11 protein-coding genes are annotated in these 9,727 nt (G+C 71.3%); 8 read left to right on the plus strand and 3 right to left on the minus strand.

The genetic code is table 11. The annotated features are described in order from the left end of the window. From G6030_RS12440 to G6030_RS12470, 7 genes are all read left to right on the plus strand, one after another. On the plus strand, positions 1-1,151 hold a 1,151-nt coding region (locus G6030_RS12440), incomplete at its 5' end, for a proton-conducting transporter membrane subunit (RefSeq protein ID WP_182643332.1). Next, positions 1,151-1,480 (plus strand): Na+/H+ antiporter subunit E, encoded by a 330-nt coding sequence (locus G6030_RS12445; RefSeq protein WP_063972203.1) that lies wholly within the window; start codon positions 1,151-1,153, stop codon positions 1,478-1,480. The genes G6030_RS12440 and G6030_RS12445, both read left to right, overlap by 1 nt. After that, positions 1,477-1,749, plus strand: coding sequence for a monovalent cation/H+ antiporter complex subunit F (locus G6030_RS16890; protein ID WP_206680908.1), 273 nt, complete (start codon positions 1,477-1,479; stop codon positions 1,747-1,749). The genes G6030_RS12445 and G6030_RS16890 overlap by 4 nt, the downstream gene beginning before the upstream one ends. Positions 1,750-1,754: 5 nt before the next feature. Next, positions 1,755-2,105: a monovalent cation/H(+) antiporter subunit G gene (locus tag G6030_RS12455; protein WP_063972202.1), complete on the plus strand. Its 351-nt coding sequence runs from the start codon at positions 1,755-1,757 to the stop codon at positions 2,103-2,105. Between the two features lies 1 nt (position 2,106). After that, complete coding sequence (gene mgtE / locus G6030_RS12460) at positions 2,107-3,492, plus strand: magnesium transporter (RefSeq protein WP_241724339.1); 1,386 nt, start codon at positions 2,107-2,109, stop codon at positions 3,490-3,492. Between the two features lie 118 nt (positions 3,493-3,610). After that, positions 3,611-4,807: a TIGR03857 family LLM class F420-dependent oxidoreductase gene (locus tag G6030_RS12465; RefSeq protein ID WP_182643333.1), complete on the plus strand. Its 1,197-nt coding sequence runs from the start codon at positions 3,611-3,613 to the stop codon at positions 4,805-4,807. Next, positions 4,804-5,865 carry a phosphotransferase gene (locus tag G6030_RS12470; protein ID WP_182643334.1) on the plus strand — a complete coding sequence of 354 codons (1,062 nt, stop codon included), beginning with the start codon at positions 4,804-4,806 and terminating at the stop codon, positions 5,863-5,865. Before G6030_RS12465 ends, G6030_RS12470 begins: the two co-directional genes overlap by 4 nt. 157 nt (positions 5,866-6,022) lie before the next feature. Here G6030_RS12470 and G6030_RS12475 read toward each other — a convergent pair whose 3' ends face one another. From G6030_RS12475 to G6030_RS12485, 3 genes are all read right to left on the minus strand, one after another. Further along, entirely contained in the window at positions 6,023-6,508 is a 486-nt protein-coding gene (locus G6030_RS12475; protein WP_061227580.1) for a DNA starvation/stationary phase protection protein, read from the minus strand. An 89-nt stretch (positions 6,509-6,597) separates the two neighbouring features. Then, the gene (locus G6030_RS12480) at positions 6,598-8,124 is read right to left on the minus strand and encodes a catalase (RefSeq protein ID WP_070722321.1); all 1,527 of its coding nucleotides are present in this window, start codon (positions 8,122-8,124) and stop codon (positions 6,598-6,600) included. A 55-nt stretch (positions 8,125-8,179) separates the two neighbouring features. Next, positions 8,180-8,617: a Fur family transcriptional regulator gene (locus tag G6030_RS12485; RefSeq protein ID WP_182643335.1), complete on the minus strand. Its 438-nt coding sequence runs from the start codon at positions 8,615-8,617 to the stop codon at positions 8,180-8,182. Between the two features lie 191 nt (positions 8,618-8,808). On the opposite strand from G6030_RS12485, the gene G6030_RS12490 reads away from it, so the two are divergent. Then, positions 8,809-9,663 carry a universal stress protein gene (locus G6030_RS12490; protein ID WP_182643336.1) on the plus strand — a complete coding sequence of 285 codons (855 nt, stop codon included), beginning with the start codon at positions 8,809-8,811 and terminating at the stop codon, positions 9,661-9,663. The last annotated feature ends 64 nt before the right edge of the window (positions 9,664-9,727 follow it).

Raw genomic sequence — 9,727 nt, forward strand, 5'->3', positions numbered from 1 at the left:
TGCCCTCGTACGCGCTCATCGCCATGACGGGCACCTGGCGCCGGCTCGGCGTGGGCCGCCTGTTCGTGGTGATCAACCTGCTGACCTCCACGCTCCTGCTCGTCGGCGTCGGCTTCGTCTACGCGTCCGCGGGCAGCGTGAACCTCGCGGTGCTCGCCGGAGCGGCACGCGAGGACGGCCGGGTCGGCGCCGCGCTCGGCGTCGTGCTCATGGCGCTGTGCATCAAGGCCGGCGCCGTCCCGGTCCACGGCTGGCTCCCCCGCGCCTACCCCGGCACCTCCTCCGGCGTCATGGCGCTGTTCTCCGCACTGCACACCAAGGTCGCCCTCTACGCGGTGATCCGCATCTGGGCGACCGTGTTCGACCTCGACCCGGCGTGGGGTCGCGTCCTGCTGGTGGTCGCTCTCGTGACCACGCTGTGGGGCGCCATCGCCTCGGCCGCCCCGGTCGGTGCGCGCGAGATCCTCGCGTGGCAGATGGTCTCCGGTGTCGGCGTCATCCTCGCCGCCCTGGCCGTCGCGCAGGCCCCCGGCGGCGCGATCGTCTACATGATCCACCACATGGTGACCATCGGCGCGCTGGTGACGCTGTTCGGCGCCGCCGAGCACGTCTACCGCAGCGGGCAGCTCGGCGGGCTGTCCGGGCTGTGGTATCGCGAGCGACCGCTGGCCGTCCTCATCGTGATCGCGATCGCGGCCCTCGTCGGACTGCCCCCCACCTCGGGACTGATCGGCAAGCTCGAGGTCATCGACGCCGCCCTCGGGGCGGGCGGGGCGTGGGGCGTCGTCACCGTCGTCGTCGTCCTGGTCGCCTCCCTCATCGGCCTCGTCGCCATGCTCCGGCTGTGGCGCGGCGCCATGTGGGGCGGCCCGCCGTCCGGACACTCCGGGGACGCCGATCCCTGCGACGAGGACGTGCAGGGTGACGGGGACGACGACGAGGTGCGCCCGACTCGCCGCGTGCCGACGAGGCTGCTCGTGCCCGGTGGCGCACTCGCCGCCGTCTCGGTGGCGCTGTTCCTCGGCTACGGGGCGGTCGCGCCCGAGGTGGACCGGGCGGTCGCCGGCCTCGTGGACACCGACGCGTACGTCGCGGCGGTTCTCGGCGGGCCGGACGCGATGACGGAGTCGACGATCGGGGGCCGCCCGTGATGCGTCGCGTGCTGCGGGCCCCGGTGGTCCTGGCCTGGCTGTTGTGGAACGTCGTCCTGTCGTCGTGGGCGCTGGCCAAGGAGGCCGTCACGCCCGGCCCCATCGGCACCCCGGTGCTGGTGCGGTACCCCATGCGCTGCCGCACCGACGTGGAGATCACCGCGCTGGCGTGGGCCATCACCGTCACGCCGGGGACGCTCGTGACCGTCATCGGCGACGACGAGATGTGGGTCCACGTGGTGCTGGGCGGTCCACGGGAGGAGATGATCGAGTTGCTCGGTCAGACGGAGAACCGGGTGCTGTCCGTCCTGCGAGGTGATGACGCGTGAGTCCGCTCCTGACTATTCTCCTGGCGGTGTCGACCGTGATCGTCGTCGCGAGCATGGTGGTCGCGGCCGTCCGGGCCGTGCGTGGGCCCGGAGACGCCAACCGCGCCGTCATGGCCGATCTGAGCTACTTCTGCGCGGTGGCGCTGTTCGTGCTGTTCGTCATCCGCCAGGGATCCGCGGTGGCGCTGGACGTCGTGATGCTCGGCTCTCTCATCGGGATCCTCTCGACCGTCGCGCTCGCGCGGTTGCTCTCCCGGGGACAGCGGTGACGGCGATGGACACCTCGATGCTCACGGACCTGCTGATCGGCGTCCTGGCGCTGCTCGGATCACTGTGCTTCCTGGTGGCCGCGGTGACCATGTCCCGTGCCGGCGACGCGCTCACCCGGATCAACATCCTGTCCGTGGCGACCGGCCTGGGCATGATGCTGTTCATCCTGTCCGCGTACGTTCACGAGCTGACCACCGGGTTCACCTGGATGGCGACTCTCATGGCACTGGTGGCGCTCGGCGCGACGGTGGTCGTCACCACGGTCGCCTCCATCACCCTCGCGCGCGCCGCCTACCGCGCCGACGGTCGACTCGACCCGCTGACCGCCTACGACGACATCGCCGACGAGGATTGATATGACCGGGCCGGAGGATGCGCGCTCGCCGTGGGCGATGTCCGACCGCGACCCGGCCGAAGCCGCACGACGGCTGGATTCACTCGTCGGCGCAGGTGACCTGCACGCCGCGGCGGCCATGGTGGAGGCCCTGCCGCCGTCACTGGTCGTGGACGTCCTCGAGCGCAGCGGCGCGAGGGACCGGGCCGTCGTCTTCCGGCTCCTGCCCAAGGGCACGGCCCTGGTGGTCTTCGAGGCGCTCGACCCGCCGCTGCAATCCGAGCTGATCCGGGACCTGCACGCGGAGCGGGTCAACCAGCTCTTCACCGACCTCGACCCCGACGACCGCGCCGGGCTCGTCGACGAGCTCCCCGCCCACGTCGCCACGCGGCTCCTGCGGGAGCTCGACCACGCCGAGCAGGCGCTCACCGCCGCAGTGCTCGACTACCCCACCGGCTCGGTGGGCCGGCGAATGAGCCCGGAGTTCGTCTCCACCCACCCCGACGTCACCGCCGGCGAGACCCTCGAGCGGGTCCGGCGACGGATCGACCAGGCCGAGACGATCTACGCCATCCCCGTCACCGACGACCAACGGCGACTGGTCGGGATCGTGGGACTGCGCGCGATCATGCGTGCGGAGCCGGGCACGCCCGTGCGGGAACTCATGAACGAGGCGGTCACCGCCCGCGCCCGCGAGTCCGCGGAGGCCGCCGCCCGCCGCTCCGCCGACGAGCGCCTCATCGTCCTGCCGGTCGTCGACGACGAGCACCGCCTGGTCGGGATCCTCACCTTCGACGACGCGCTGCGCATCCTCGAGGACGCCGAGACCGAGGACACCGCCCGCGCCGGTGGCTCCGAACCGCTCCGGCGCCCCTACCTCGCCACGCCCGTGCGGACGCTGGTGCGTTCCCGCGTCGTGTGGCTCCTCGTGCTGGCGTTCGGCGCCGCGCTGACCGTGCAGGTCCTCGAGGTGTTCGAGGCGACCATCGAGCAGGTGGTTGCGCTCTCGCTGTTCGTCCCGCTCATCATCGGCACCGGCGGCAACACCGGTAACCAGGCGGCGACCACGGTCACCCGTGCGCTCGCGCTCGGCGACGTGCGCCCCCGCGACGCCCTGCGGGTGCTCGGCCAGGAGATCCGGGCCGGGTTCACGCTGGGCGTCATCCTCGGCGCCGTGGGCTCCGCGGTCACCGGGCTCGTCTACGACGCCGACCTCGGCCTGGTCATCGGGCTCACGCTACTGGCGCTGTGCACGATCGCGGCGACCGTCGGTGGGCTCATGCCGCTGCTCGCCCAGGCCGTCCGAGCGGACCCGGCCGTGTTCTCCAATCCGTTCATCACGACCTTCGTCGACGCCACGGGGCTCGTCGTGTACTTCCTCATCGCCCGGGCGGTGCTGGGCCTGTAGCGGTGAACTGACCGGCTCCCCACGGTCAGCGACGGGAACCGACCGCCAGGTCCGCCCGGCCGCTAGTGTGACCCTCACCACCCGACCCCGGGTGACGGTCCGCCGCCAGAGGGTGCCCATGCCGCACGATGCCACCGACAATCTCATGCCCGAACTCGCCTGCTACGGCCTGGCCGGGCACAGCGCCGCGCCCGCGGACCTCCTCGCCGAGGCCGCCCGCGCCGAGGAGCTGGGGCTCGGCTCGATCCTGCTCTCGGAGCGGTTCGCGCTCAAGGACGCGGCGGTGATGGCCGGCGCCGCCGTGGCCGCGACGAGCCGGATCGGCGTGGGCACCGCCGCTACCAACCACAACACCCGCCACCCGCTGGTCACCGCCACCATGGCCGCCACGCTGCACCGGATGTCCGGCGGCCGCTACGCGCTCGGGCTGGGGCGCGGGATCCCGATGCTGTTCGACATCATGGGCCTGCCGCACGTGACCTCCGCACAGCTCGAGGACGCGATCGGCCTCTTCCGGACGCTGTGGGCGGGCGGCGCGGTGATCGGTCACGACGGACCCGCCGGCAGCTACCCGTACCTTGCGCAGGACTCCTCGTTCGACGAGGACATCCCCGTGCTGCTCATGGCGATGGGCGACAACCAGCTGCGGCTGGCCGGGCGGATCGCCGACGGGGTCGTGCTCCACACCTTCATGTCCGATGCGGCGGTCGAGCGCTGCGTGCGTCTGGTGCGCGAGTCTGCCGAGCGTGCTGGCCGCGATCCCGCGAGCGTCCGCGTCTGGTCCGTGATGGCGACGATCGAGGACTCGCTCGACGAGGCGGCGCGACTACGCAAGCTCGTCGGGCGGCTGGCCACCTACCTCACCGGCTACGGCGACGTCCTGGTCCGCGTCAACGACTGGGACCCGGCGGGGCTCGAGCGATTCCGCGCCGACGAACGACTGTCAGCACACTCCGGTGCGCTCGACGCGACCGACGACCTCGACCTGCTCCGCCACGCGGCCGACGTCCTGCCCGACGAGTGGCTCGCCACCGCCGCGGTGGGCAGCGCCGCACACTGCGCGGACCGGATCGAAGGACAACTCGCGCTGGGCGCGGACTCGGTGGTGCTGCACGGCGCCACGCCCGACGAGCTCGCCCCGGTGCTCGCCGAGTGGCGGCGTCGACGGGACCCCGATCGCTTCGCCCATCTCGACGCCAACCCTGGCCGGATCCGGTCGCGCCGCGACGCCAGCGCAGCGGACACGGCAGCGAACGCAGCAGAGGCCGCCGAGCGACCGGACACCGCCCGCCCACGAGAGGACCTGCCGTCATGACCAGCGTCGCGTCGAACCCCCGGGTGGCCTGCACGCCGGAGGAGGTGACGGCGCCGTGGCTGTCGGAGGCGCTCGGCACCGAGGTCCGGTCGGTGCGCACAGAGCTTGTGGGCACGGGCCAGATCGGCTGCTGCGTGCGCGCTCACGTCGACGGCGACGGGCTGCCACCGACGCTCTTCGTCAAGCTGCCGAATCCCGACGAGGGCATGCGCCCGCTGCTGCACGGCGTGTACCGGAGCGAGGTGCTGTTCTACCGCGACCTCGCGCCGACCGTCGCCGTCCGCGTGCCGCGGGCGCGGTTCGCGCAACTCGGCGAGCGGGAGGGCGAGTTCACGCTCGTCCTGGACGACGTCTCGCCGCTGGTGCAGGGCGACCAGCTCACCGGCCTGTCCATCGAACAGGCCGTGGACTGCGCGACCAACCTCGCGGGCCTGCACGGGCCGCGGTGGTGCGACCCGGAGTTGCGACGCGTCGAGGGCCTGTCGGTGCCGACGGTCGAGGACAACGTCACGCTGCAGGAGCTCGGCGGGCCGGCGGTGGAGGCGTTCCTCTCCGAGCTCGGGGGAGGGCTCGACGACGACGAGCGCCGCATCATGGCCGGGATCGCCCCGCTGATCGCACAGTGGGCCAGTGGGCGGGCCGAGCGGTTCGCTCTCCTGCACGCGGATTACCGGGCCGACAACATGCTGGTCGACCCGGTCGGGAGCCGTCCCTCGCTGGCGTGCGACTGGCAGACGCTGGCGGTGGGCCTGCCCGGTCGGGACCTGGGCGGCTTCCTCGGCTCGAGCCTCACGGTGGGCGACCGGCGGTCCGCGGAGCGCGAGATCGTCGCGCAGTACCACCGTGCGCTGCTCGGTCACGGGGTCACCGGTTACTCGGCGGACGAGTGTTGGGACGACTACGTCTACGGGCTGCTGCAGACGCCGGTGCTGGGGATCTTCGGGTGGATGTACGGGACGCGCACGCCCCGCGGGGACGAGATGTTCACCGTGCTCATGCGCCGGTCGGGTCGCGCTATCGCCGACCACGAGGCGCTGGCGGTGGCCCGGTCCGGCTGACACCGGGCGCCGCCGGGGTGTGAGCCCACCTCGTCGTCGTCCCCGGCCGAAATGACGAAATCCGCTACCCCGCCGCGGGATCCGCTACCCGTGTGAGGGGCGCGGATCCGTAGGCGGAGTAGCGGATCTCGTGGGCGGGAGGGTCAGGCCGAGCCGATCAGACCGACTGGGCCTGCCACATCCAGTGCAACTGCTCGAGCCGGGCGCTGATGCCGATGAGCAGGTCCTCGGTCACCGGGTCGTCGCCGACCTTGCCGATGTTGGCCCGAAGGCGCTTGATGGCCGCCTCGAGGGCCTCGGTCATGACCAGCACGACCTTGTCGTCCGAGGTGAACTCGGCCGAGACCTCGTCGAGCGCGCTGTTGGCCGCGACCGTCGCGGAGCGGCCGTCCGGGCTGACGCCGACGGCGGTGGCGCGCTCGGCCACCTCGTCGACGAAGGCGCGGGCGTCCGTGACGACCTCGTCGAGGGCGAGGTGGATGCTCCGGAAACGCGGGCCGACGACGGACCAGTGCGCCTGCTTGGCGACGAGCGACAGGTCGATCAGGTCGACCAGCGACTCCTGCAGGGCGTTCGTCACGGCCTCCTGAGCCTCGGCGGGGACGAACGAGGTGAACAGACCATTCGAATCAGCAGCCATCATGGCTCCCTTCTGACCCGGTTCTCTGGGTCGTGGAAGTGAATCGGATCGTGCACTGGACGTTCCCAGTATGCCCGTTCTGTTGACTGCCGTCAGTCCTGCAGCCGGTGGTTGCCGCGCGGGCCGGCCTCGACGCCGGCCTTCACGGCCTGGCACAGGCCCTCGTCGACGGCGGCCCAGTAGGCGTAGACGCGCTCGAGCAGCTCGGTCTCGTCCGGGTGGATCGCGGACACGTGGCCGGCGATGTTGGCCGCCAGGCGCTCGCGCTCCTCGTCGTTCATCACCTCGCGGTACAGGATCGTCGCCTGGACCTGGTCCGTGTCATCGGCGTGGGGGGTGAGGTCACCGCGGAAGATCTCGGTGCCCTCGGCGTCCCAGGCGCCGAGGTCGTAGGCCTTGGCGGGGTCGGCCGCCGGCCCGCCGAGCGAGTTGGGGTGGTACTCGGCCTGCGCGGGGTGCGGGAACTCGAACTGCATGGCGCCCTCCTTGGAGTAGGAGTTCACCTCCGAGAGCGGCCGGTTGACCGGGACCTGCTGGTAGTTGGCACCGATGCGGTAGCGCTGGATGTCCGGGTAGGCGAAGACGCGGCCGAGCAGCATCTTGTCGGGCGAGAAGCCGATGCCCTTGACGATGTTGGTCGGCGCGAACGCGGCCTGCTCGATCTGCGCGTGGTGGTTCTGCGGGTTGCGGTTCAGCGTCATGGTGCCGACCTTGCGCAGCGGGTAGTCGCGCTGCGACCACGTCTTGGTCAGGTCGAACGGGTTGTACCGGTAGGTGGCCGCGTCGGCGACCGGCATGACCTGGACGTGCAGGTCCCAGGACGGGTAGTCACCGTTCTTGATGGCCTCGTAGAGGTCCTCACGGTGGTAGTCGGCGTTCTCGCCGGCCAACTTGTCGGCCTCGGCCTGGGTGAGGTTCTTGATGCCCTGGTTGGTCTTGAAGTGGAACTTCACCCAGTGGCGCACGCCCTCGGCGTTGATGAACTGGTAGGTGTGCGAGCCGAAGCCGTCCATGTGACGCCAGGTGGCGGGGATGCCGCGGTCGCCCATGAGCCAGGTGACCTGGTGCGTGGACTCGGGGCTCAGGGTCCAGAAGTCCCACTGCATGGCGTGGTTGCGCAGGCCCGAGGCGTTCTTTCGGCGCTGCGAGTGGATGAAGTCCGGGAACTTGATGGCGTCGCGGATGAAGAAGATCGGGGTGTTGTTGCCGACGAGGTCGTAGTTGCCCTCCTCGGTGTAGAACTTCAGGGCGAAGCCACGCGGGTCGCGCCAGGTGTCCGGGCTGCCCTTCTCACCGGCGACGGTGGAGAAGCGGGCCAGCATCGGGGTCTTGACGCCCTTCTGGAACAGGCCGGCGCAGGTGATGTCCGAGACGTCCTCGGTGGTCTCGAAGACGCCGAACGCGCCCGAGCCCTTGGCGTGGGGCAGACGCTCCGGGATGTTCTCGCGGTTGAAGTGGGCGAGCTTCTCGATGAGGTAGAAGTCGTGCAGCGCCTGCGGGCCGCTCTTGCCGACCTGGGCGCTGAACTCGTCGCTGGGGACGGGCTGGCCACTGTCGGTGGTGGTGTGCGAGCCGGGCTGGAAGTCGCGAACGCCGCGGTCGGCGGGGTGAACGGTCACGTCGTGATGCTCCTCGGGTGAGTGGTGTGGAGTGGATGTGATCTGGGTCTCAGTCTTAGACGAGCGCGGACTGCTTCGCCCGACATTCGGGACATGTGCCCCAGTAGTTGACCTCTGCTTCGTCGATCCTGAAGCCGTGGTCACTGTCGGCGGAGAGGCAGGGTGCGTGCCCGACCGCGCATTCGACGTCCTCAATGCGCCCGCAGTGCCGGCACACGAGGTGATGGTGGTTGTCCCCCGTGCGTCGCTCGTACCGCGCCGGCGAGCCGGCGGGTTCGATACGGCGCATGAGACCGACCTCGGTGCACACCCGCAGCGCGTCGTAGACGGTCTGCGTGGACACCGCGCCCAGTCGTTCCCGGACGAGGGAGGCGACATCCTCCGCCGCGATATGGGGACGACCGGCGACGACGTCGAGGACCGCAAGGCGCGGCGAGGTGACCCTCAATCCGGCTTGTCGGAGCAGTGCTCCCAGTTCCTCTGCTGTCGTCATAGCACTCACCATAGCCGACTTTCTGGAACTAGTCCAGAAACAGAATTCATCCCTTTTGAGACGTCCTCTACTCGAGCGGCCGGCCGGGGCCGCGCGGAGCGAGCAGAGGGCCGGAGGCCGGCGGCGGACGACTAGGCTGACGGGCGACCCGAGAAGCTGACGGGAGCCCCGAGAACGCGCAGGAGGAACCCATGACGGAGAGCGCCACCGGACCGATCGTGTGCGGCTATGACGGCTCGCAGGACTCCCGTCGCGCCGTGGCCTGGGCCGCCGCCCGGGCCCGCGGGCTGGACACCCCGCTCGAGGTGATCTCGGCCGACCGCGCCGTCGGTCGCGTGGTCGCCTTCGACGACACCGCCCGCGCCAACGTCGAGGGCGCCATGCGCGATCAGCTCGCCGATCTCGTCGGCGACGTCCCCACCACCTACCGGGTGATCGCCGACAGTCCCGTCGGGGCACTGGTCGAGGCCGGCCGCGGCGCGTCGGCGATCGTCGTGGGCAGCCGCGGGCTCACCGTGCGGGAGGACTTCGCGATGGGCTCGACGTCCGCCGGGGTCGTCGAACACGCGACCTGCCCGGTCATCGTCATCACGCCGCACGCGCCCGCGGACCCCACCGAGGGCCCGGTCGTGCTGGCCGCCGACGGCTCGGAGGCCAGCAGCGCCGCCGTGGCATACGCGTTCTCCGAGGCCGAGCGCCGCGGGACCGGGCTCCGGGCGATCCACTCTGTCGAGGTGCCCCGGCTGCCGGGGGCCTCGCTGTTCGACCTCGACCGGTTGGCCGAGAGCGTGATCGCCGAGGACGAGAAGGAGGTCCTCGACTCACTCGCGCCGCACGAGGCCCGCCACCCGGGTGTCGAGGTCGAGCTCATCCTCGTCGTCGGTGAGCCCGCCGTCACGATCGCCGAGGAAGCCGCGGGCGCGTCGTTGCTGGTCACCGGCTCGCGGGGCCACGGCGGCTTCGCCGGCCTGCTGCTGGGCTCGGTGAGCCGGCGACTGCTGCAGACGGCGCCGTGCCCGGTCGCGGTCGTCCGCCCCACCGACTGACCCACCGCGCGCCCGGCCCCACGTCTTCCGCCGCGTCGGGTCCGTCTGGTCCTGCCCGAGACAG

The sequence above is a fragment of the Dietzia sp. E1 genome (genome assembly GCF_014145015.1).
Taxonomy (GTDB): Bacteria; Actinomycetota; Actinomycetes; order Mycobacteriales; family Mycobacteriaceae; genus Dietzia; species Dietzia cinnamea_A.

Coding starts and splice junctions, on each gene's coding strand:
- mgtE (WP_241724339.1), top strand. CDS start 2,107: ATGACCGGGCCGGAGGATGCGCGCTCGCCGTGGGCGATGTCCGACCGC.
- G6030_RS12445 (WP_063972203.1), top strand. CDS start 1,151: ATGCGTCGCGTGCTGCGGGCCCCGGTGGTCCTGGCCTGGCTGTTGTGG.
- G6030_RS12475 (WP_061227580.1), bottom strand. CDS start 6,508: ATGATGGCTGCTGATTCGAATGGTCTGTTCACCTCGTTCGTCCCCGCC.
- G6030_RS12470 (WP_182643334.1), top strand. CDS start 4,804: ATGACCAGCGTCGCGTCGAACCCCCGGGTGGCCTGCACGCCGGAGGAG.
- G6030_RS12465 (WP_182643333.1), top strand. CDS start 3,611: ATGCCGCACGATGCCACCGACAATCTCATGCCCGAACTCGCCTGCTAC.
- G6030_RS12455 (WP_063972202.1), top strand. CDS start 1,755: ATGGACACCTCGATGCTCACGGACCTGCTGATCGGCGTCCTGGCGCTG.
- G6030_RS12490 (WP_182643336.1), top strand. CDS start 8,809: ATGACGGAGAGCGCCACCGGACCGATCGTGTGCGGCTATGACGGCTCG.
- G6030_RS12485 (WP_182643335.1), bottom strand. CDS start 8,617: ATGACGACAGCAGAGGAACTGGGAGCACTGCTCCGACAAGCCGGATTG.